This is a genomic window from Actinoplanes sp. NPDC049598, assembly GCF_040675435.1.
GTDB lineage: Bacteria > Actinomycetota > Actinomycetes > Mycobacteriales > Micromonosporaceae > Actinoplanes.
On sequence record NZ_JBFAOX010000029.1, the window covers coordinates 85,233 to 106,473 of the forward strand.

The window sequence follows — 21,241 nt, forward strand, 5'->3', positions numbered from 1 at the left end:
TCGGTCCGGGTAGGCCCTGAACAACCCTCATTCAGTGCGTCGCGACGACCGTGGTGATCCTCGGGCCGTGGGCGTCGAGGCGGAGCAGATAGCGGTAGCGCTCGCCGGGGACCGCGTTGCCCGAGCTGTCGAGGTACTCCCACTCGACCGCGACCATCGTGAGCTGGGCCGACAGCGGCTGCACCTCGGTCAGCTGGGCGTGGGCGGCGACGATGCGCTGCTCCTGGTAGGCCGGGGCGGCGCCGAGGAACGACAGCGCCACGGCGGCCGGCGAGGCGAACGTGAAGCTGTACGAATCCGCCACCACCATGCCCGGCAGCGCGTAGCAGTTCGCGATCGCCGAGACGTCGCCGCTGGTCAGGGCGGTGCCGTAGCGGTCGAAGAAGTCGGTCAGCTCGTCGGAATCCGTGGGCGCCTGCACGGTTCGAGGTGTGCCCGCCGCCCAACCCGAGTAAACGTGAGGGGACGACCGACCCCCGCCTTGCGCGGCCTTACAAGACGGACGTACGGTTTACGGGAAACGTGAACCGAGAGTTAGGTATGCCTAACCCGAAGGCCGCTCATTCGGTGCGAAAGACTTGTCCGACGATCGCTGGGTGTGAAGGAGATGACGTGGCCAGCCTCGACACCTTTGGTGCGAAGAGCGAGCTGCGCGTCGGTGACGCGAGCTACGAGATTTTCACGATCGACAAGGTCGAGGGGCACGACCGCCTGCCCTACTCCTTGAAGATCCTGCTGGAGAACCTGCTGCGGACGGAGGACGGCGCCAACATCACCGCCGACCACATCCGCGCGCTGGGTGGATGGGACCAGACGGCCGATCCCAGCGTCGAGATCCAGTTCACCCCGGCCCGGGTGCTGATGCAGGACTTCACCGGCGTCCCCTGCGTGGTCGACCTGGCCACGATGCGGGAGGCCGTGAAGGAGCTGGGCGGCGACCCGACCAAGGTCAACCCGCTCGCCCCGGCCGAGCTGGTCATCGACCACTCGGTCATCGCCGACCTGTTCGGCCGCGAGGACGCCTTCGCGCGCAACGTCGAGCTCGAGTACCAGCGCAACCGTGAGCGCTACCAGTTCCTGCGCTGGGGCCAGACCGCGTTCAACGAGTTCAAGGTCGTCCCGCCCGGCACCGGCATCGTCCACCAGGTCAACATCGAGTACCTGGCCCGTACGATCATGGAGCGCAACGGCCAGGCGTACCCCGACACGGTCGTCGGCACCGACTCGCACACCACGATGGTCAACGGCCTGGGCGTGCTGGGCTGGGGCGTCGGCGGCATCGAGGCCGAGGCCGCGATGCTCGGCCAGCCGGTCAGCATGCTGATCCCGCGGGTCGTCGGCTTCAAGCTCAGCGGCGAGATGCCGGCCGGCACGACCGCGACCGACCTGGTGCTGACGATCACCGAGATGCTCCGCGAGCACGGCGTGGTCAGCAAGTTCGTCGAGTTCTACGGCCCCGGCGTGAGCGCCGTGCCGCTGGCCAACCGGGCCACCATCGGCAACATGTCGCCCGAGTACGGCTCGACCGTCGCGATCTTCCCGATCGACGACGAGACCATCAAGTACCTCAAGCTCACCGGCCGCTCCGAGCAGCAGGTGGCGCTCGTCGAGGCGTACGCCAAGCGCCAGGGCCTCTGGCTCGACCCGGCCGCCGAGCCCGACTACTCCGAGAAGCTCGAGCTCGACCTGTCGACGATCGTGCCCTCGCTGGCCGGCCCGAAGCGCCCGCAGGACCGGGTGCCGCTGAACGCGGCCAAGCCGATGTTCCGCGAGGCCCTCACCAACTACGTGACCGACCAGGGCCCGGCCGACGAGGCGAGCGAGGAGTCCTTCCCGGCCAGCGACCCGCCGGCCAACCACGAGGACTCGGCCGCCGACAAGCCGCACCACCTGGTCAGCGCGGCCAACGGCGCCGAGGGCCGCCCGTCCAAGCCCACGCTGGTCAAGGGCGAGGACGGCGTGGAGTACGAACTCGACCACGGCGCCGTGGTGATCGCCGCCATCACCTCCTGCACCAACACGTCGAACCCGCAGGTCATGATCGGCGCGGCGCTGCTCGCGAAGAAGGCCGTCGAGCGCGGCCTGACCCGCAAGCCGTGGGTCAAGACCACCCTCGCCCCGGGCTCCAAGGTCGTCTCCGACTACTACGACCGGGCCGGCCTCACGCCGTACCTGGACAAGATCGGCTTCAACCTCGTCGGCTACGGCTGCACCACCTGCATCGGCAACTCGGGCCCGCTGCCCGAGGAGATCTCGGCCGCCGTCAACGAGGCCGACCTGACCGCGGTCAGCGTGCTCTCCGGCAACCGCAACTTCGAGGGCCGGATCAACCCCGACGTCAAGATGAACTACCTGGCGTCGCCGCCCCTGGTCGTGGCGTACGCCCTGGCCGGCACCATGGACCTGGACATCACGACCGAGCCGCTCGGCATCGGCTCGGACGGCCGGCCGGTCCACCTGGCCGAGATCTGGCCCAGCGCCCAGGAGATCGACGACGTCATCGCCTCCGCGATCGGCGCCGAGGGCTTCAGCACCGCCTACTCCGACGTCTTCGCGGGCGACGAGAAGTGGCAGTCGCTGCCCACCCCCGAGGGCAAGACCTTCGAGTGGGCGGACGAGTCGACGTACGTCCGGAAGCCCCCGTACTTCGAGGGCATGGCCGCTTCGCCTCAGCCGGTGGCCGACATCTCGGGCGCGCGGGTGCTGGCCAAGCTGGGTGACTCGGTCACGACCGACCACATCTCGCCGGCCAGCTCGATCAAGGTGGACTCCCCCGCCGGCAAGTACCTCGCCGAGCACGGCGTGCCGCGTCACGAGTTCAACAGCTACGGCTCGCGCCGCGGCAACCACGAGGTCATGATCCGCGGCACCTTCGCCAACATCCGGCTGCGCAACCAGCTCGTGCCGGGCGTCGAGGGCGGGTTCACGGTCAACCACCTCACCGGCGACCAGACCACGATCTACGACGCCTCGGTCGCGTACCAGGAGGCCGGCGTCCCGCTGGTCATCCTGGCCGGCAAGGAGTACGGCTCCGGCTCGTCGCGGGACTGGGCGGCCAAGGGCACCATGCTCCTCGGCGTCCGCGCCGTCATCGCCGAGAGCTACGAGCGCATCCACCGCTCGAACCTCATCGGCATGGGCGTGCTGCCGCTGCAGTTCCCGCCGAAGACCAACGCCGAGTCGCTGGGTCTCACCGGCACCGAGACCTTCACGATCACCGGCGTGACGGCGCTCAACGACGGCGAGACCCCGCGTACGGTCAAGGTCCGTACGGACACCGGCATCGAGTTCGACGCCGACGTCCGCATCGACACGCCGGGCGAGGCCGACTACTACCGTCACGGCGGCATCCTCCAGTACGTCCTGCGCAAGATGCTCAACGCGTAAGCAGCACTTCCGGGCCCCCGCCCTCCGATCGAGGAGGGCGGGGGCTCTCTTTGGCCTACCGGCGCTCAGCCCTGTCGCGGTGATGCCGATCGGGTAGGGGTGAGGGCTCTTTCCAAGCGTCAGGCTTGGGCCTGGACGGCCGTGGTCGTGGTGCTCGGCGTCCTGGCCAGCATCGGCGCCGGCCTGACCCTCCACGGCCAGCAACGGCAGGGCTTCGACGCCGTCATGGACCGGCGGGCCGGGCTCGTCGCGCAGGCCGTCACCATGCAGGCGGCCCGTTACGTCGACACCCTGCGCACCACCGCCGGCGCGATCAGCGCCTTCGAGGAGCTGACGGCCGGGAAGTTCGCCATGACCGCCGCCCCGCTGGCCCGGCTCGAGCTGGCCGGCGCCACGTCGCTGACCTACCTGGTTCCCGCCGACGATCGCGAGACACCGGCCACCCAGGCCAAATGGCGCTCGCGGGAGCTGCCGAACCTGGTTCTCAAGCCGGACCGGAACCTCTCCCGGCACTACTTCGCGATCTTCTCCGAACGCCTCGACGGCACCACTTCGGGAGGCGGCGGCGGTGATCTCGCGGCCAGCGCGGTGCCGTCCGCCGCGCTCGAGGAGGCCCGCCGCACGGGCGACGTGATCATCTCCGCCCCGTACGTCCTGAGCCGTGACCGCTCGCTGCCCGAGGAGGAGCGGCAGAGCTCCTTCGTCCTGGCGACCGGTTTGTGGGGCCCGGCCCGTGAGGGCCGGACCCGGCCGTTCCGGGGCTGGCTGATGATGGGGCTGCGCAGCGAGACGTTCCTCGGCGACAGCCTGGGCCTGGTGGCGCAGGGCGGCATCGACGTCATCCTGCAGACCCGCGGCGTCGACGGCCTGCCCGCGGTGGTGGCCACGCTGCGGGGCCAGACGCCGGGACTGCGCGCCCTGCAGCGTACGGTCACCGTCCCGGTGGCCCAGCGGCACTGGACGCTCGTCGTCGCCTCGCCGAGCGGATCGGTGCCCGGCACGAAGAGGCTGCCCGCGGCCGTCACGTTGGCCGGTCTGCTCTTCACCGCCGCCCTCGCCGTGCTCGTGCACGTCCTGGCCACCGGTCGGGCGCGGGCCGAGGCCCGGGTGGTCGCGGCGACCGCCGACCTGCGGGCCACCCAGGTGGTCCTCCGCCAGCAGACGGCGGATCTCACCGCGTTCGCCGGTGTGGTCGCGCACGATCTCAAGGCGCCCCTGGCGACCGTACGGGCCCACGCGGAATTCCTCGACGAGGAGTTGGACGGCCGGTCGGCGGTGGACGCGGCCGAGATCCGCCCCGACCTGCGGAAGATCACGGCCGGGGTGGCCCGGATGGGCACCCTCATCGACGACCTGCTCACCTACGCCGCGGCTCGGGAGGGCGGCATCAAGCCGGTCGACCTGGACCTGCACGCGCTGGCCGACGAGATCGCCATCGCGCACCTCGACGCCGCCAGCGCGGCCCGCCGCCCGCTGCCGACCATCTACGTCGGCGACCTGCCACCCGTCGCGGCCGACCCGGCCCTGGTCCGGCAGCTGCTGAACAACCTGATCGGCAACGCCGTCAAATACACGGCGCCGGGCCGGACGCCGCGGGTCGACGTCACCGCCCACGCGACCGAGGACGGCCGCCGGGTCGTCGTCCAGGTCGCCGATCGCGGCCTCGGCGTCCCGGCCGGTCAGCACGAGGCGATCTTCGACGGCTTCCACCGCGCCCACCTTTCCTCCGGCATCCCCGGCACGGGCCTGGGCCTGGCCATCTGCCACCGCATCGTCGAACGGCACGGCGGCGTCATCACCGCCGAGGACAACCGGGGCGGCGGCACGATCATCACGTTCTCGCTGCCCGGCGCGACCGGCGTCCCGCCCGCACCCGCTCCGGTGGTCGCGGACGTGCCGCAGACCCAGGCGTTAATCTGAGCCGATGTTGCGCGCGGTCTATCCCGGCACCTTCGACCCGCTCACGCCCGGGCATCTCGACATCGCCGACCGGGCCCGCCGGGTGACCGACCATCTGACGCTGCTCGTGGCCGTCAACAGCGCCAAGCACCCGGCCCGGGCCGAGGCCGAACGGGCCGTCGCGGTCCGCGCCGCCCTGCCGCCCGGGTGGGGCGACGTCGACGTGGTGGCCTGGGCCGGTCTGACCGCGACGTACTGCCACGAGCACGGCATCGACGTGATCGTCCGTGGTGTCCGCAACGCGCAGGACATCCGCCACGAGCAGGAGCTGGCCGCCATGAACGAATCCCTCGGCGTCAGCACCCTGCTCCTGGCGGCCCGGCCGGCCCTGGCCGCGGTCTCCTCCACGGCCGTCCGGGCTCTCGGTCTTTAGCGGCACGAGCGGCGGCCGGGGAGGCCGACGATCAGCGCGATGCCGACGGTCAGGTGCATGCCCAGCAGCACCAGCTTGCTGCTGAGGCCCACGCCGCTGCCGAGCGGGCCGGCCAGCGAGATCAGCAGCACGACCAGCGCGATGATCCGGAACGTGCGGACGGGGTGCGCGGCCTTGCGCTCCAGCAGCGCGAGCAGACCCCAGGCGGCCAGGCCGGCGAGCAGGGCGGTCACCACGACGGCGGCCGCGCCGATCTCCTGGACCGAGCCGCCCTGGCGGACGGCCAGGTCGATGCCGCCCCACGGAACGTTGACGGCCCAGAGGAGCAGAGAGCCGGCCGCGCCGGCGGCGACGGTGATGGCCCGGCCGGTGCGGCGGGCGGTGGTCCTGGTCTCGAGCATCTCGTTCGTCATGCCGATGAGCTTGCGGCCGGGCGCCGGGTGAGCACATCGGACTTCGGACACCCGCCGGCCCCTTCCAAGGGAGGGGCCGGCTACAACTTTGGTAGGTGTCGCGCTTCGGCCCGCACCGGCTAGCGTCGCCGGCGTGACCGTCACTCCCCGCCGTCCCGGCGCCGCCGCCGTCGTCGCGATGGTGGCCGTGTCCGGCGTGCTGATCGCCTCGACGATCTTCACGCGCTGGGGCGGGCGGGCGCTCGGCCCGCTGTTCGCGCTCGACCTGGTGGCCGGCGTGCTGAGCTGGGCCGTGACGCCGCTGCTGGCGTGGCGGCCGGTCGCCGGCACGACCGTGCTGACCGTGCTGGCCGCGGTCTCGCCGGCCGCGACTCCGCCCGCCACGATCGGCGCGCTGCAGGTGGCGTGGCGCCGTCCGTTCCCGGTGGCGATCACGATGGCGCTGGCCGGCGTCGCCGCGCACGCGGTCCAGGGCGCGTGGCGGCCCAACGGCGCCATGCCGTACGGCTGGTGGCTCGTGCTGATCACCATTGGTTACGGCGCCCTGCTCGGCTGGGGCGCGTGGGGCCAGGCCCGGGTGGCGCTGATCCGCTCGCTGCACGAGCGGGCCGAGCGGGCCGAGGCCGAGCAGGGCCGCCGGGTGGCCGAGGCGCGCATGCTGGAACGCCGCAAGATCGCCCGGGAGATGCACGATGTCCTCGCCCACCGCCTGTCGCTGCTGGCCACCTTCGCCGGCGCGATGGAGTACCGGCCGGACTCCTCCCCCGAGAAGCTGTCCCGGGCCGCCGGCGTGGTGCGCGACGGCGTCCACCAGGCGCTCGAGGAGCTGCGCGAGGTGATCTCGCTGCTGCGCGACGACGGGCCACCCGGCGGTGACGGTGTCCACCCGCAGCCGGTACTGGCCGACGTGCCGCGCCTGGTCGAGGAGTCACGCGGCGCCGGCGCCGAGGTGCTGCTGCGCGAGACCGTGCGGGAGCCGGCCGAGGCGCCGCCGACGGTGGCCCGCACGGCCTACAGGGTGATCCAGGAGGGCCTGACCAACGCTCGCAAGCACGCGGCCGGCCAGCCGGTGCGGGTCGCGCTCACCGGCGGTCCCGGCACGGGTCTGGAGGTCGAGGTGTGCAACCCGCTCGCGCCCGCCGGCGCGCCGCCCGGGTGGTCCGGCGGGGCCGGGCTGGTCGGGCTCACCGAGCGGGTGCAGCTGGCCGGCGGGCGGCTCGACCACCAGGCCGCCGGGGGCGAGTTCCGGCTGCGGGCGTCGCTACCATGGCCGGCATGACACAGCCGCGGGCGGGCCTTGGCGCAGGCGCCGACGGCGCCCCGGTGCGCGTGCTCGTGGTCGACGACGACGCGCTCGTCCGGGCCGGGCTGACCATGATGCTCGACGGGGCGCCCGGCATCGCCGTGGTCGGCGAGGCCGCCGACGGCGACCAGGCGCAGTCCGCGGCCGACGCCCACGCGCCCGACGTCGTGCTGATGGATCTGCGGATGCCCCGGGTCGACGGCATCACCGCCACCCGCCGGCTGCGGGCCCGCCCCCGGCCGCCCGAGATCATCGTGCTGACCACGTTCGACACCGACGACAACATCCTGCACGCCCTGCGCGCCGGCGCCAGTGGCTTCCTGCTCAAGGACACGCCGCCGGCCCGCATCGCCGAGGCGGTCCGGCAGGTCGCGGCGGGCGAGCCGATCCTGTCCCCGCGGATCACCCGGCGCCTGATGGACCGGGCCGCCGTCCAGGCCGGGGCCTACGCGAGCGCCAAGGCCGCGCTGGCCACGCTCAGCCCCCGCGAGCACGACGTCGTCGTGGCCGTCGGTCAGGGCCGCAACAACGCCGAGATCGCCGGCGCGCTCGACATGACCCTGGCCACCGTCAAGACCCACGTCTCGCACATCCTGACCAAGCTCGATCTCGACAACCGCACCCAGATCGCCCTGCTGGCCCATGACGCCGGCCTCGCTTGACGGCCGTCACAGGCTGACCGGGTGAGGGCGGGATCGGCGGGCGCTTAGGCTTTCGGCATGGATGACAACACCGTTCTGAGCAAGATTCACGGGCTGGTCGACGAGGAACACAAGCTGCGCCAGCAGCTGAGCAAGGGCGAGATCTCCTCGAGCGAGGAGCACGCGCGCCTCAAGGACCTCGAGGAGGCGCTCGACCAGTGCTGGGACCTGCTGCGCCGGCGCCGGGCCGCCCGTGAGGTCGGCAACGACCCGAACTCCGAGCAGGCCCACAGCGTCGGCGAGGTCGAGGGCTACCTGCAGTGACGCGGCTCCGGCCGCGGGCGCCGAGGTTTCGGCGGCCGCGGGCCGGGCCGTCTCATTTCAGCCCCGCTTCGTAAAGCAGCCGCTCGACCAGCTCGTCGGCGTCCACCGGCAGGCCGCGCTGGGTGAACCAGCCGGCCACGTTGCGCACGTCGCGGGCGATGAAGTCGGCTCCCTGCGGGTTCGCCACCACGTCGACGATCTGCGGCAGGTCGATCAGCACGAGCCGGCCCTCGTGCACCATCGTGTTGTAGGGCGAGAGGTCACCGTGCGCGACCTGCGCCCGGGCCAGCACCGACAGCGCGTCGGTCATCTGCCCCCACAGATCGGCCAGCTGATCCTTCTCGGCCCGGACCTGCGCGAGCCGGGGCGCCGCCTCGCCGGTCTCCCAGTCGCCGATGAACTCGAGCATCAGCTCGGTGCCGATGATCTGCACCGGGTACGGCACGCGGACCAGGCCGCTCTCCTGGCCGACCTGCCACAGGTGGGACAGGGCCCCGAACTCGGCGATGGCCCATTGACCGGAGATCATCTCCTTGCCGAAGGCCGTACGGTTGTTCATCGCCCGCATCTCGCGGGACCGGCGGACCCGGCGGCCCTCGAGATAGCCGGCGTCGCGGTGGAACAGCCGGTGGTCGCCGTCGCGGTACCGCTTGGCGGCCAGCATGCTGACCCGGTCGGTGTCGGGGACGGCCCGCCGGACCAGGAAGACGTCGGCTTCCTTGCCCGTCTTGAGCATGCCCAGCTCGGTGTCCACGGCGCCGTGCTCGGTGCGCACCCAATCGGGTCTCGGCTCCGGGCCGTGCAGCGCGCCGTCCCACGTGGACCAGCGGTCGCCGGTCTCGGGCAGGTCGGGATCCTCGTGCAGCTGCGGCTCGAGCCGCCCGCGCTTCAGGAAATTCGGTTCGTCGTCGTCGAACTTGCGACGGCCGCGGCGCATGGTGGCCGGGCCGAAAGAGTCGTGCTCTCGCACTGGAGGGTCTCCTCGGAGAAGAAAGAACGAAGGAAGTCGGGAATCCGGGCAGCAGTCATCACAAAGACAGCCATGGAGTCCACCCCCTTCTTCTCTCGCCTCATGCCGAGGACCTCTCCGCCTCCACCGGAGGCGACGCGCCCACTCTGCCGACCCCGCGGCGGCGGCGCAACCTATTTATTCAGCGGGCGGTCGCCATGATCGCCGAGAGGCCCTGGATCACGTTGCCGGCCACCCGGGTCGGCGCAAACCGCTGATCCATCCACTCCCGGCCGCGGTGCAGCCACACGCTGGGCAGGCCCATCGCCGCCGCCCCGCCGATGTCGGCCTCGGGGCTGTCACCCAGCACCCAGGCCCCGCCCAGGCGCATCCGCACCCGCTGGGCGGCCATCGCGAAGATCCGCGGGTTCGGCTTGCTCACCCCGGCCCGCTCGGAGATCACCCAATCGGCGACGTAGCGGTCGAGACCCGTACGCCTGATCCGGGCATCCTGGAGGTCGGCCTGCCCGTTGGTGACCACCACGGGCACGAAGCCGGCGTCGGTGGCGATCTGCAGCGCGCAGCCGACCAGCGGGTCGAGCTTCTCGTAGGCCAGCGGGCCCTCGTGCAGCTCGTCGACGATGTCGATCGAGGGAATCCGCAGGCCGTACCGCTCGCGGATCAGGTCGGCCAGGTCCCAGCGTGGGGTCAGACCGTCGGCATCCACGGAGAGTAACCAGTCGAGATCTTCCTGTGGTGCCCCGATCTCGTCCAGAAACCCCTTCGCCCACAGCCTGAAGGCACCGCTGCGGTCGAGCAGGGTGTCGTCGAGAGCGATCAGGACGAGAGGCACGCGGGCACTTTACGTGACCGAACGGGCGGGCGAACAGTCCGGGTTTGTAAACAAGTTACGGGCTCGATGGGGGAATTTGCAGCATCCGCCCGACGACCGTGGCGTGTCTGGCAAGACGTACGTACGGATTGCATGGCCGCCACGCCCCGTGACACGATCCAGAACGTGCCCAGAGTAAGCCAGGACCAGCTTGACGCGCGCCGACACGAGATCCTCGCCGCCGCGCGCGACTGCTTCGCGCGGTTCGGCTACGAAGGGGCGACGGTCCGGCGGCTCGAGGACGCGACCGGGCTGTCCCGAGGGGCGATTTTCCACCATTTTCGCGACAAGGAATCGCTGTTCCTCGCCGTGGCCGAGGACGACGCGGCCGCGATGGTCTCCACGGTCGCCCGCAACGGCCTCGTTCAGGTGATGCGCGACCTGCTCGACCGGGCCACCAACAGCGACGGTGACACGGCCGGGTGGCTCGGCAGCCAGCTCGAGGTGTCGCGCCGGCTGCGCACCGACCCGGCCTTCGCCAAGCGCTGGGCCGAGCGGTCGGCCGCCATCGCCGACGCGACCCGCGAGCGCCTCCAGCGCCAGCGGGACGCCGGCGTCCTGCGCGACGACGTCCCGGTCGAGGTGCTGACCCAGTTCCTGGAGCTGGCGTACGACGGGCTCGTGCTCCACCTGGCCACCGGGCGCCCGCCGGGTGAGCTGAGCCGGGTGCTCGACGTGGTCGAGGAAGCCGTCCGCCGGTCCTGACCGTCTCGGGCCGTTGTCCACAGGACATTTCGGGCGGCCTTCGCGTTGTCCACAGATCGCCGGCTGGCTCTCCCGCGACGTTGCGCGCATCTGCACAATGAGGCCACAGACGCGACGAGCACGGGAGGCAAAGCCCATGAACGACACGTGGGGGATCTCCGGCCCGACCTTTCTCACCTATTACGTCACCGCCATGGTTCTCGTGGCCCTGCTCGCCTTCTTCCACCGCAAGGCCCTGTTCCGCGGCATCCGGTTCGCCCGGGTCGACAACCTCGGCCCGCAGCAGGTCGCCTATCTCAACGGCGGCGACAAGCTGGCCGTCTACTCCGCGATGGGCGGTCTGCGCGCCGCCAACGCCATCGGGACCGGGCCGGGCCGGGTGCTCGTGCAAACCGGCCCGCTGCCCAGCGGGGTGACCCCGCTCGACAGCGCCATCTACAACGCCGCCGCCCGGGGTCTGCGCGCCCGGGAGGTCTTCACCGAGCAGTCGGTCGTCTCCGCGCTCGAGCAGTTGCGCGACCACCTCGAGGCGAGCGGCCTGGCGATCAGCGAGGCCAAGCTGCGTGAGGCCCGCGCGTGGGCGCTGGGCGGCCTCGCGCTGGTCCTGCTCGGGGTCGCCCGCATCATCGACGGCACGGCCAACGACAAGCCGGTCGGCTTCCTGATCCCGCTGGTCTTCTTCGCGGTGATCCTGACGATCGCCCTCTACACGCGCCGGCGCTGGGCGACCGACGCCGCCCGCCGTCAGCTGCGCACCATGCGCAGCCAGCACAGCCACCTCTCCCCCAGCCAGTCGCCGTCCTACGCGACGTACGGGGCCACCGGCGCCGCCATGGGTGTCGCCCTGTGGGGCTCGGCCTCGCTCTACACGATGGACCCGGCGTTCGCGGCCGAGGCCGAGGTCCAGCGCATCGCCGCCACCGGCGGCGCCTCCAGCTCGCTCGGCGGCGGGGGCGGCGGCGACGGCGGCGGCTCCTCCAGCAGCTGCGGCAGCGGCAGCTCGTCCTGCGGCGGCGGGGGTGGCTGCGGGGGCGGAGGCGGTTGCGGTGGCTGAGACGTACGGGGTCGGCATCGGCTGGCGGCCGGAGATCGCCGGGTTCGTCGCCGGGCTGCCGGGGCTGCGCTTCGCCGAGGTGGTCGCCGAGTCGGTGCACGCGCACGGCGAGCTGCCCAGCGGGCTGGCCGACCTGCTGGCCCGCGGGGTCACGGTGATCCCGCACGGGGTCCGGCTCTCGCTCGGCGGGGCCGAGCCGGTGCCGGCCGAGCGGGTCGAGCACTTCGCCGCCGTGGCCGAGCGGCTCCAAGCCCCGCTGGTCAGCGAGCACATCGCCTTCGTGCGGGCGGGCGGCATCGAGGCCGGGCATCTGCTGCCGCTTCCCCGCAGCCGGGAGGCGGTGGCCGCGGTGACGGCCAACGTCCGGCGGGTGCAGGAGTCGCTGAGCGTCCCGATCGCGCTGGAGCCGATCGCCGCGCTCTTCGACTGGCCCGACGACGAGCTGACCGAGGCGCAGTTCCTCACCGAGATCCTCGACCGGACGGGCGCGCTGCTGCTGCTCGACGTGGCCAACGTCTACGCCAACGCCCGCAACCGCGGTGACGACCCGGAGGAGCTGCTCGACCAGCTGCCGCTCGACCGGGTCGCCTACTGCCACGTGGCCGGCGGCGCCGAACACCAGGGCCTCTACCACGACACCCACACCGACGCCGTGCCCCCGGCCGTCCTCGACCTGGTGACGTCGCTGTGCGCACGCCACCGCCCACCGGCCCTCATGCTCGAGCGCGACGGCGACTACCCACCGGCGGCCGAGCTCCACGCCGAGCTCGACGCCATCGCCCACGCCTCCGGCTACCCGGCCATCACATGACCACGCCCGGCCCGCCCGCCCCCGGACCCCTCCCCACGGCCGCTCCCAACACGGCCCCCTCCGACCCACTCCCCATGGCCGCTCCCGGTCCAGTCCCGCCCATGCCCGGCACGGCCGCCCCCGGCTCGCTCTCCACGGCCGTTCCCGGCACGTTGCGGCCCACGCCCGGGCCCGACGCCGACGACCGGCCGAGCGGCGACGACGCGGCCGTCGGCGCGGGAGCGCCGGAGGGCGACCATGCAGGACAGCCCGGCGGCGGACCGGGGAGCCTGGCCGAGCGCCAAGCCGCCCTCGTCGAAGCGCTCACTTCCCAAGGATCCGTACCTCCTGGGTTTGACGCTTTTCGCTTCGAGGCGGCGCGAGTGGCGTTGCTGCGCAAGCGGGCCGGGGAGGTCTCCCGGCAGTGGCCGATGCTGGCTGCGGGCTTCGGTGATCGGTGGAAGCGAGAGTTCGCCGAGTGGGCGGCGGCTCGGCCGACGCAGGGGTCATTGCGCGACGGGTGGGACTTCGCGCGGGAGTTGGTGAGGCAACGGGCGTTGCCCGCGATCGCGGCGGCCGAGTTGGCCGAGCGGGAGGCCACAGTCCGCTACGACGGGCTGTCGGCGCCGAAGCCGCGCCGTGGACCCGCGGTGGGCGTGGCCGCAGGCGCCGTCGTGGTGCGGGCCGGCCGAAAGGTGTGGGTCGTGCGCCGCTCCTGATTCAGGCGCGCCGGCGTCTGGGCCGCCGGCCGGCACGGCGGCGTAATGCCTCGAACGCCAGGCCGGTGAGGGAGGCCGACGCGATCACCCCGGCCAGGCTCACGGCGTCGTGCGCGCCGACGCGACGGGCCACGGACGGGTGGGTGGGCGAATACTCGATGCGAAGGCGATCACCCACCGAAGCGGGAGTGCCCCACCACGGCTGCTCGACCCACGCCGTGCGCTGAAGGTCGCCGGCGGTGAAGGCGACCTCGGCGCTGCCGGGGCCGCGTACCGAGGTGGAGGTCTCCACGACCGGGCCCTCCGCGATGTGGTGGCGAAGGTCGAGCATGATTTCCGCACGGCTCACCATGACCAAGGCGAAGCACAGCACAAGCAAACAGAGACCGGTGAAGCCGAAGGCCGCATACATGCCTAGTGTGTTCAGCCACGGCGGCACGCGGGACAGCTCGACTACGGGGCCGGCGGGACCGGGTGCCAGCCCACGACGCTTACGTGACGGCGGCGCCTTCTTCACGCGTCGCCGGCTCACGCTTTCATGATCGCTCAGGAGGCAGTGGCATGGGAGTCGCGCTGGTCACAGGGGCGTCCCGGGGGCTGGGGGCGCACATCGCGCGGCGGCTGGCGGTGGACGGGTGGGCGGTGGCGGTCAACTATCTGCCCGACCCGGAGGATGCCGAGCGGGTGGTGGCCGACATCGCCGCGCGGGGCGGGCGGGCGGCGGCGTTCCGGGCCGACGTGACCGACGAGGGCGATGTGCGGCGGCTGGTGGCCGCGGTCGAGGAGCAGCTCGGGGTGGTCGGGGTGCTGGTGCCCAACGCCACCGGGCCACAACCGGTGGTGCCGGCGCTGGAGCTCACCTGGCAGGACCACCTGGACCAGCTGCGGTTCTTCGTGAAGAGCCCGACGCTGCTCATGCAGGCCGTGGTGCCGGGGATGCGGCAGCTCGGTGGTGGGCGGATCATCCAGATCGGATCGGATCTGTTCGAGCGGTCCGAGCCGGGGATGTCCGCCTACAGCGCGGCCAAGGGGGCGCAGTTCTCGCTCACCCGCACGTGGGCCCGCGAGCTCGGGCCGCTCGGAATCACGGTCAACGTGGTCGCGCCGGGCTGGATCCCGGTCGAGCGGCACGCCGGGATGGACCATGCGGCCTACCTCCGGGACGTGCCGCTCGGCCGGATGGGCACCCCGGCCGACGTCGCCGACGTCGTCGCCTTTCTGGCCTCCGACGGTGCCCGCTTCGTCACCGGCGAGCGGATCACCGTCAACGGCGGGCACGCGATGGACTAGGAACGGTCCAGGAAGCCGAGGACGTTGGTGATGCGGCCGTCCGCGTCTAGTTCGGCCACGTCGAAGCCGGCCGCCGCGCCCAGGGTCCAGGTGAAGCGGACCTGGTCGTGGTGGCCGTCGATCAGGCCGCCGGGGGCGAACTTCTGGCCGGGGAAATGCTGCTGCACGCCGCCGATCAGCTCGGCCAGGGCGGCACGGCCCTCGACCGCGGCGAGCGGGTCGACGTAGCGGACGTCCTCAGCGAACAGGTCGTCGATCGCGGTCCGGCGGGCCCCGGCGTCGGTCTCGTTCCACGCGGCCAGGTAGCGGTCCACCACGGTGTCGAAGTCGGTCATCGTTGCGTCCTTTCGTCGTCGATGGGGACCACCGTCGCCGAACGCGGGTAGGGCCGTCGATTACCTCGGAGGTCATGGCCGTGATGACCGGGCGCGCCTAGGGTCGGCCGGTATGAGCGACGTGGGGCAGCGGCTGCGCGAGTGGCGGACCGGGCGGCGGATGAGCCAGCTGGAGCTGTCGGTGCAGGCCGGCGTGTCGACGCGGCATCTGTCGTTCGTCGAGACCGGGCGGTCGCGGCCCACCCGCGACATGATCCTGCGCCTGGCCGAGGAGCTCGACGTGCCGTTGCGCGGGCGCAACGAGCTGCTCGTGGCCGGCGGTTTCGCCCCCGCCTACTCCGAGTCGGCCCTGGGCGGGGCGATCCTCGCGTCGCTCCGGGACGTCCTGAAGGGCCACGAGCCCTGCCCGGCGCTGCTCGTCGACCGGCACTGGACGATGATCGACGCCAACGCCGCGGTGGCCCCGCTGACCGAGGGCTGCGCTCCGTGGCTGCTCGAACCGCCGGTGAACGTGCTGCGCCTGTCCCTGCACCCGGACGGGCTGGCCCCACGGATTCGCAACCTCGCCGAATGGCGCGGCCACCTCCTTCATCGGGTGACGGATCTCCCGGAGCTGCACGCCGAGCTGTCGGCCTACCCCGGCGGTACGCAACCGCCGGGTGACGGCCTCGTCGTGCCGCTGCGGATCGACGACCTCAGCTTCTTCAGCATCACGTCCGTGCTCGGCACGCCGCTGGACGTCACCCTGGCCGAGCTGGCGATCGAGTCGTTCCTGCCGGCCGACGAGGCGACCGCCGCCGCCCTGCACCGCCGCTGAGCCGCGATGGCAGGATCAGGCCATGGATCTCGGACTGGCCGATCGCGTCTACGTTCTCACCGGTGCCTCCCGCGGGCTCGGGTTCGCCACGGCCGAGGCGCTGGTCGCCGACGGCGCCAAGGTGGTCATCTCGGCCCGCGACAGCGGCCGCGTCGACCAGGCCGTCGAGCGGCTGGGCGGCGACGAGCGGGCGGCCGGGGTGGTGGCCGACCTGGCCGACCCGGAGGCGCCCCGCCTGCTGGCCGACACCGCGGTCGAGCGGTTCGGCCGGTTCGACGGCGCGCTGATCTCGGTCGGCGGCCCGGCCCACGGCACCGCGGCCGAGATGACCGACCAGCAGTGGCGCGACGCGTTCGAGACGGTTTTCCTAGGGTCGGTGCGTGCGGCCCGGGTCTTCGCAGCGGCGCTGCCGGAGAGCGGCGCCATCGCGTTCGTGCTCTCCACCTCGGTCAAGACGCCGCTGGCCGGGCTCGGCCTGTCCAACGGTCTGCGGCCTGGCCTGGCCATGGTGGCCAAGGAAATGGCCGACGAGTTCGCGCCACGCGGCATTCGCATCGTCAGCCTGCTCCCGGGCCGCATCATGACCGACCGCAACCAGGAACTGTTCGCCGCGACCGGTGACGCGTCGGCCGCCGCGGCCGAGGCGGTCGCGAAGATCCCGCTGCGCCGCCTGGGTGAGCCGGCCGAGTTCGGCCGGGTCGCCGCGTTCGTCCTGTCCCCCGCGGCCAGCTACCTGACCGGCGCCGCCATCCCGGTCGACGGCGGGATCACACGCGCCCTGTGAAACCGACACCTGATCAGATCGCGGCCGCCGCGAACCGCACCATTCCCGACGTGGTCGGGCCGAACCTGCGGGTGCTGTTCTCGGGCATCAACCCCAGCCTGTACTCGGCGGCGACCGGCCACCACTTCGCCCGGCCCGGCAACCGGTTCTGGCCGGCGCTGCACCGCTCCGGCTTCACCGACCGGCTGCTGCACCCGTCCGAGCAGTTCGAGCTGCCCGCGATGGGTCTGGGCATCACCAACGTGGTCGCCCGGGCCACCGCCCGCGCGGACGAGCTGACCCCCGGCGAGCTCCGCGACGGCGGTGAACGACTCGCGGAAAATGTCCGAAAAGTCGCGCCGCGGATCCTGGCTGTGCTCGGCGTGACGGCCTACCGGGCGGCTTTCGGCCGGCCGAAGGCGAAAATGGGCCTCCAGCCCGAGGAGGTCGGTGGCGTCCCGGTCTGGGTCCTGCCCAACCCGAGCGGCTTGAACGCCCACTACACGGTGGACACCCTGGCCGAGGCGTTCGCCGCACTACGCGTTGCGCCGGCCTGATTCTGGGTACGGTCGTCGCCATGACGACCGAGATCAGTACGTTGTTGGCGGCGGCGGCTGACCGGACCCTCCCCGTGATCCGGGCGGTCCGCGACGACCAGCTCGACGAGCCGACCCCCTGCGCCGAGTTCCGCGTCCGCGACCTGCTCAACCACCTGCACCAGGTGATCGTCAACTTCCAGGCCCTGGCCGTGCACGAGAAGCCCGACTTCAGCACCACGCCCGACGCGCTCACCGGCGACTGGCGGCAGAGCTTCGCCGAAGAGACCGCGACCCTGGTCGAGGCGTGGTCCGACCCGGCCGCCCTGGAGGGCATCTCGCCCGGGATGGGCCTGCCCCAGGCCGTCGTCGGCAACCTGGCGCTGGTCGACCTGACCGTGCACGGCTGGGACCTCGCCCAGGCGACCGGGCAGCGCTACGAGCCCGACCCGGCCGCCGTGGCGGCCGTGACCCCGGTCATCGGGCAGATGGCGCCGCAGGGCCGTCAGATGGGCGTCTTCGGCGACGAGGTCGACCCGCCGGAGGGCGCGAGCGACTTCGTCCGGATCCTCGCCGTCAGCGGCCGCGCCTGCGTCTAAGGCTCGATCGTGCGGGCCGGCACGGTGACGACCTCCACCTCCTCGGCGTACCGGGCCGGGGAGGCCTCAGCGAACTGGGTGCGGTAGAGCTCGGCGTAGAGGCCGCCGGCCGCGACCAGCTCCTCGTGGCGGCCCCGCTCGACGATGCGGCCCTGGTCGAGCACCAGGATCTGGTCGGCGTCGCGGACAGTGGAGAGCCGGTGCGCGATGACCAGCGCCGTGCGACCCTGCAGGGCCGTGGTCAGCGCCCGCTGCACGGCCGCCTCGGACTCGCTGTCGAGGTGGGCCGTGGCCTCGTCCAGCACGACGATGGAGGGCCGCTTGAGCAGCAGCCGGGCGATGGCCAGGCGCTGTTTCTCGCCGCCGGAGAAGCGGTAGCCGCGCTCGCCGACCACCGTCTCCAGGCCGTCGGGCAGGCCGCGCACCAGGTCTTCGACCTGCGCTCCGCGCAGCGCCGCCCACATGTCCTCCTCGGTCGCCTCCGGCCGGGCGTAGCGGAGGTTCTCGGCGATCGTCTCGTGGAAGAGATGGGCGTCCTGGGTGACCACGCCGATGGTGTCGCGCAGCGAGTCGAGGGTGGCGTCGCGCACGTCGACCCCGCCGACCCGCACCGCGCCCTCGGTGACGTCGTAGACCCGGGACAGCAGCATCGAGGTGGTCGACTTGCCCGCGCCGGACGGGCCGACCAGCGCGACCAGCTGCCCCGGCTCGACGGTGAAGTCGACGCCGCGGAGCACGGGCGCCTGCTCGGTGCGGTCGAGGGTGACCACGTCCTCCAGCGTCGCCAGCGACACCTCGTCGGCGCTCGGGTAGCGGAAGTGCACGTCGCGGAACTCGACCCGGCCCGCCCCGTCGGGCAGGTCGACCGCATCGGGCTTCTCCTCGATGCCCGGCTTGAGGTCGAGCACCTCGAAGACCCGGTCGAACGAGACGAGCGCGCTCATCACGTCCACCCGCACGTTGCTGAGCGCCGTCAGCGGTCCGTACAGCCGGGTCAGCAGCAGCGCGAGCGTCACGACGGTGCCGGCGGTGACGCTGCCGTTGACCGCCAGCCAGCCGCCCAGCCCGTACGTCAGGGCCTGGGCCAGCGAGGCGACCAGCAGCATGGCCACGAAGAACGTGCGCGAGTACATGGCCTGCTGGACGCCGATGTCACGGACCCGGGCCGCCCGCTCACCGAAGCGCGCGGCCTCGGTCTCGGGCCGGCCGAACAGCTTGACCAGCATGGCGCCGGAGACGTTGAAGCGCTCGGTCATCGTCGCGTTCATCTTGGCGTCGAGGTTGTACGACTCGCGGGTGATCTCGGCCAGCCGCTTGCCCACCCGGCGGGCCGGGATGATGAACAGCGGCAGCATGACCAGCGAGAGCACGGTGATCTGCCAGGACAGGCTGAACATCACGGCGGCGGTGAGCACGAGCTGGATGACGTTGCTGACCACGCCGGAGAGGGTGGACGTGAAGGCGCGCTGCGCCCCGGTCACGTCGTTGTTGAGCCGGCTCACCAGCGCGCCGGTCTGGGTGCGGGTGAAGAACTGCAGCGGCATGCGCTGGACGTGGTCGTAGACCCGGGTGCGCAGGTCGAGGATGATGCCCTCGCCGATCCGGGCCGAGTACCACCGCTGGGCCAGCGACAGGAAGGCGTCGACCACGGCCAGGGCGCCGATCAGCAGCGCCAGGCGGATGACGAGCGCGGCGGCCCCGGCGCCGCCGCCGGTGATCGCGTTGACCACGTGACCGGCGAGCAGGGGCGTGGCCACGCCGATGCCGGCGGCGATGACCACGGTGAGCAGGAAGACCAGGATGTCCCGCCGGTACGGGCGGGCGTAGCGCAGGATCCGGCGGGTGGTGCCGCGGCGGAGGCGGTGCTCGGCGACCCGGTCCTTGTTCTGGATCGAGCGCAGCATGCTCCAGCTGGACATGCTCATCTCGTCACCTCCCGGGCGGTCGTGAAGTACGGGCAGGGACAGTCTGCCCGCGGGGTACGACAACCCGGGCGGTGCGAGAATTCCTCAGGCCTACTCGCCGCTCCCCAGAAGCTCTCGGACGCGGCGGGTCTGTGCCTCGCGTTCGGCCCGGTCCTGCTCGGGATACGAGCGCAGCCCGGCGCCGGAGAGCAGCGCCTTGATTTCGCTGACAGCGGAGGCGTCGGCGGCCAGGACGGCCGCGGTGAGGTCGGCGACCGTGGCCGACAGCTCACCGGCCGGCACGACCGTGGTGGCCAGGCCGATCCGCTCGGCCTCGTCGGCCGGGATGCGCCGGCCGGTCAGGCAGATCTCGAGCGCCCGGGACGGCCCGACGAGCTCGGTGAGCCGCTTCGTCCCGCCCAGGTCGGGCACGAGCCCGAGGGTCACCTCGGCCATCGCGAACTTCGCGTCGTCCGCGAGCACCCGGAGGTCGCAGTTGAGCGCCAGTTGAAAACCGGCCCCGATCGCATGACCCTGAACCGCCGCGATCGTCACCAAGGACGGGTTACGCAGCCAGGTGAACGCGGCTTGGAAGCCGGCAATCCGATCCGCGCTCTCCTCCGGTGACAACTGCGCGAGCTTCACGAGTGAAGAATCGCCATCACCTCGCGCGACCGACAGATCCAGGCCCGCGGAAAAGGAGCGTCCCTCACCACGGACAATGACGACTCGTACGTCGCCCGGTAATTTCCGCGAAATGTTAGCCAGCTCGGCCCACATCGCGGGGGTCTGCGCATTGAGCACCTCGGGCCGGGACAACGTCACCGTTGCCACCGGCCCGTCCAGGTCGTAGCGAACGCCCGACTCGTCGGCGGGGGTGCCGGGTGCGGCGTCGTCGGTCGTCACGCCTTCTTGCGGCGACGCGCGCCGCCACGCTGGCGGAGCTGCACACCGGATTCGGTGAGCACGCGGTGCACGAATCCGTAGGAACGGCCGGTCGATGCGGCGAGGGCGCGAATGCTCTCACCGGAGGTGTAACGCTTGACCAGATCCTTCGCTAACGACTGGCGCTCTGTGCCGACGATTCGCCGACCCTTCTCGGTGCTGCTGGCGGTGCCCGTGGCTGGCATGCTGAATCCTCACATCCGGAGACTGTGCGGTTCGATACGGTCTCACCTATTAGACCGCCTCCAACGATCATGCGCTAGGTATCCAGGCTTAGCCAACGTGCCCATTTACCACTGTCAGGAACTTGACGATGACCACGGCCATCAATGTCAGACAGTTAACTGACGTTAGGGGCGGAACCTTTCCGACGGCCGCGTCCACATCGGCACCAGTCGGACCAAGACCATCGATCACCTGCGGAAACACTCGATCGAGGACGGCCGAGATCAAGACATGACGCAGCGTCGATACCTCGCGCACGGTGTGCTCCGAACGCGAGTGTGCCAACTTCGCCGTGACCGGGGCCGTGCCCGACCTGAC

Annotated in this window: 24 protein-coding genes; 15 read left to right on the top strand and 9 right to left on the bottom strand. The window is 71.9% G+C overall.

All coding sequences use genetic code 11. From position 1 onward, the window contains the following. Positions 1–31: 31 nt before the first annotated feature. Positions 32–421 (bottom strand): hypothetical protein, encoded by a 390-nt coding sequence (locus tag AB0J66_RS41625; protein ID WP_364672905.1) that lies wholly within the window; start codon positions 419–421, stop codon positions 32–34. A gap of 191 nt (positions 422–612) precedes the next feature. On the opposite strand from AB0J66_RS41625, the gene acnA reads away from it, so the two are divergent. The 3 genes from acnA to coaD all read left to right on the top strand — a co-directional run bounded on the left by acnA (position 613) and on the right by coaD (position 5,719). Continuing rightward, positions 613–3,387: an aconitate hydratase AcnA gene (acnA, locus tag AB0J66_RS41630; RefSeq protein ID WP_364672906.1), complete on the top strand. Its 2,775-nt coding sequence runs from the start codon at positions 613–615 to the stop codon at positions 3,385–3,387. A 99-nt stretch (positions 3,388–3,486) separates the two neighbouring features. Next, a complete protein-coding gene (locus AB0J66_RS41635; RefSeq protein WP_364672908.1) occupies positions 3,487–5,307 on the top strand; it encodes an ATP-binding protein in 1,821 nt (606 codons plus the stop codon). A 4-nt stretch (positions 5,308–5,311) separates the two neighbouring features. Continuing rightward, positions 5,312–5,719 carry a pantetheine-phosphate adenylyltransferase gene (coaD, locus tag AB0J66_RS41640; RefSeq protein WP_364672910.1) on the top strand — a complete coding sequence of 136 codons (408 nt, stop codon included), beginning with the start codon at positions 5,312–5,314 and terminating at the stop codon, positions 5,717–5,719. Here the strand turns inward: coaD and AB0J66_RS41645 are convergent. After that, the gene (locus AB0J66_RS41645; RefSeq protein WP_364672912.1) at positions 5,716–6,132 is read right to left on the bottom strand and encodes a DUF6069 family protein; all 417 of its coding nucleotides are present in this window, start codon (positions 6,130–6,132) and stop codon (positions 5,716–5,718) included. The genes coaD and AB0J66_RS41645 overlap by 4 nt on opposite strands. A gap of 133 nt (positions 6,133–6,265) precedes the next feature. Between AB0J66_RS41645 and AB0J66_RS41650 the strand changes: the two genes are divergently transcribed. The 3 genes from AB0J66_RS41650 to AB0J66_RS41660 are packed head-to-tail and all read left to right on the top strand — an operon-like array spanning position 6,266 to position 8,400. Continuing rightward, positions 6,266–7,411 carry a histidine kinase gene (locus tag AB0J66_RS41650; protein WP_364672914.1) on the top strand — a complete coding sequence of 382 codons (1,146 nt, stop codon included), beginning with the start codon at positions 6,266–6,268 and terminating at the stop codon, positions 7,409–7,411. Next, positions 7,408–8,097, top strand: a complete 690-nt coding sequence (locus AB0J66_RS41655) for a response regulator transcription factor (protein WP_364672916.1) — start codon at positions 7,408–7,410, stop codon at positions 8,095–8,097. The genes AB0J66_RS41650 and AB0J66_RS41655 overlap by 4 nt, the downstream gene beginning before the upstream one ends. 57 nt (positions 8,098–8,154) lie before the next feature. Further along, complete coding sequence (locus tag AB0J66_RS41660) at positions 8,155–8,400, top strand: DUF2630 family protein (RefSeq protein ID WP_364672917.1); 246 nt, start codon at positions 8,155–8,157, stop codon at positions 8,398–8,400. 52 nt (positions 8,401–8,452) lie between these two features. On the opposite strand, the gene AB0J66_RS41665 is transcribed toward AB0J66_RS41660, so the two are convergent. Together AB0J66_RS41665 and AB0J66_RS41670 are read right to left on the bottom strand one after the other, a co-directional pair. After that, a complete protein-coding gene (locus tag AB0J66_RS41665; protein WP_364672966.1) occupies positions 8,453–9,337 on the bottom strand; it encodes an RIO1 family regulatory kinase/ATPase in 885 nt (294 codons plus the stop codon). A gap of 214 nt (positions 9,338–9,551) precedes the next feature. Next, the gene (locus AB0J66_RS41670) at positions 9,552–10,202 is read right to left on the bottom strand and encodes an HAD family hydrolase (protein WP_364672918.1); all 651 of its coding nucleotides are present in this window, start codon (positions 10,200–10,202) and stop codon (positions 9,552–9,554) included. Between the two features lie 165 nt (positions 10,203–10,367). On the opposite strand from AB0J66_RS41670, the gene AB0J66_RS41675 reads away from it, so the two are divergent. The 4 genes from AB0J66_RS41675 to AB0J66_RS41690 all read left to right on the top strand — a co-directional run bounded on the left by AB0J66_RS41675 (position 10,368) and on the right by AB0J66_RS41690 (position 13,509). Continuing rightward, complete coding sequence (locus AB0J66_RS41675; RefSeq protein ID WP_364672920.1) at positions 10,368–10,946, top strand: helix-turn-helix domain-containing protein; 579 nt, start codon at positions 10,368–10,370, stop codon at positions 10,944–10,946. A 136-nt stretch (positions 10,947–11,082) separates the two neighbouring features. Beyond that, complete coding sequence (locus AB0J66_RS41680; protein WP_364672922.1) at positions 11,083–12,000, top strand: TIGR04222 domain-containing membrane protein; 918 nt, start codon at positions 11,083–11,085, stop codon at positions 11,998–12,000. Further along, positions 11,993–12,811: a DUF692 domain-containing protein gene (locus tag AB0J66_RS41685; protein WP_364672924.1), complete on the top strand. Its 819-nt coding sequence runs from the start codon at positions 11,993–11,995 to the stop codon at positions 12,809–12,811. The genes AB0J66_RS41680 and AB0J66_RS41685 overlap by 8 nt, the downstream gene beginning before the upstream one ends. A 101-nt stretch (positions 12,812–12,912) precedes the next feature. Further along, entirely contained in the window at positions 12,913–13,509 is a 597-nt protein-coding gene (locus tag AB0J66_RS41690; protein ID WP_364672925.1) for a hypothetical protein, read from the top strand. A 1-nt stretch (position 13,510) separates the two neighbouring features. On the opposite strand, the gene AB0J66_RS41695 is transcribed toward AB0J66_RS41690, so the two are convergent. Beyond that, entirely contained in the window at positions 13,511–13,921 is a 411-nt protein-coding gene (locus AB0J66_RS41695; RefSeq protein WP_364672927.1) for a hypothetical protein, read from the bottom strand. 149 nt (positions 13,922–14,070) lie between these two features. On the opposite strand from AB0J66_RS41695, the gene AB0J66_RS41700 reads away from it, so the two are divergent. Beyond that, entirely contained in the window at positions 14,071–14,799 is a 729-nt protein-coding gene (locus tag AB0J66_RS41700; RefSeq protein WP_364672929.1) for an SDR family oxidoreductase, read from the top strand. On the opposite strand, the gene AB0J66_RS41705 is transcribed toward AB0J66_RS41700, so the two are convergent. After that, a complete protein-coding gene (locus AB0J66_RS41705; RefSeq protein WP_364672930.1) occupies positions 14,796–15,134 on the bottom strand; it encodes a nuclear transport factor 2 family protein in 339 nt (112 codons plus the stop codon). The two genes, AB0J66_RS41700 and AB0J66_RS41705, sit on opposite strands and share 4 nt — an antisense overlap. 112 nt (positions 15,135–15,246) lie before the next feature. On the opposite strand from AB0J66_RS41705, the gene AB0J66_RS41710 reads away from it, so the two are divergent. The 4 genes from AB0J66_RS41710 to AB0J66_RS41725 are packed head-to-tail and all read left to right on the top strand — an operon-like array spanning position 15,247 to position 17,849. After that, positions 15,247–15,951, top strand: coding sequence for a helix-turn-helix transcriptional regulator (locus AB0J66_RS41710; protein WP_364672932.1), 705 nt, complete (start codon positions 15,247–15,249; stop codon positions 15,949–15,951). Between the two features lie 22 nt (positions 15,952–15,973). Then, complete coding sequence (locus AB0J66_RS41715) at positions 15,974–16,735, top strand: SDR family oxidoreductase (protein WP_364672934.1); 762 nt, start codon at positions 15,974–15,976, stop codon at positions 16,733–16,735. Continuing rightward, positions 16,732–17,271: a G/U mismatch-specific DNA glycosylase gene (gene mug, locus AB0J66_RS41720; RefSeq protein WP_364672936.1), complete on the top strand. Its 540-nt coding sequence runs from the start codon at positions 16,732–16,734 to the stop codon at positions 17,269–17,271. Before AB0J66_RS41715 ends, mug begins: the two co-directional genes overlap by 4 nt. Positions 17,272–17,291: 20 nt before the next feature. Continuing rightward, positions 17,292–17,849 carry a TIGR03086 family metal-binding protein gene (locus AB0J66_RS41725; RefSeq protein ID WP_364672938.1) on the top strand — a complete coding sequence of 186 codons (558 nt, stop codon included), beginning with the start codon at positions 17,292–17,294 and terminating at the stop codon, positions 17,847–17,849. Here AB0J66_RS41725 and AB0J66_RS41730 read toward each other — a convergent pair. The 3 genes from AB0J66_RS41730 to AB0J66_RS41740 all read right to left on the bottom strand — a co-directional run bounded on the left by AB0J66_RS41730 (position 17,846) and on the right by AB0J66_RS41740 (position 20,883). Next, positions 17,846–19,768, bottom strand: a complete 1,923-nt coding sequence (locus tag AB0J66_RS41730; protein ID WP_364672967.1) for an ABC transporter ATP-binding protein — start codon at positions 19,766–19,768, stop codon at positions 17,846–17,848. The genes AB0J66_RS41725 and AB0J66_RS41730 overlap by 4 nt on opposite strands. A 96-nt stretch (positions 19,769–19,864) precedes the next feature. Continuing rightward, positions 19,865–20,659, bottom strand: a complete 795-nt coding sequence (locus AB0J66_RS41735; protein WP_364672939.1) for an enoyl-CoA hydratase/isomerase family protein — start codon at positions 20,657–20,659, stop codon at positions 19,865–19,867. Then, the gene (locus tag AB0J66_RS41740) at positions 20,656–20,883 is read right to left on the bottom strand and encodes a helix-turn-helix domain-containing protein (protein WP_097322431.1); all 228 of its coding nucleotides are present in this window, start codon (positions 20,881–20,883) and stop codon (positions 20,656–20,658) included. The genes AB0J66_RS41735 and AB0J66_RS41740 overlap by 4 nt, the downstream gene beginning before the upstream one ends. Positions 20,884–21,241 lie beyond the last annotated feature (358 nt).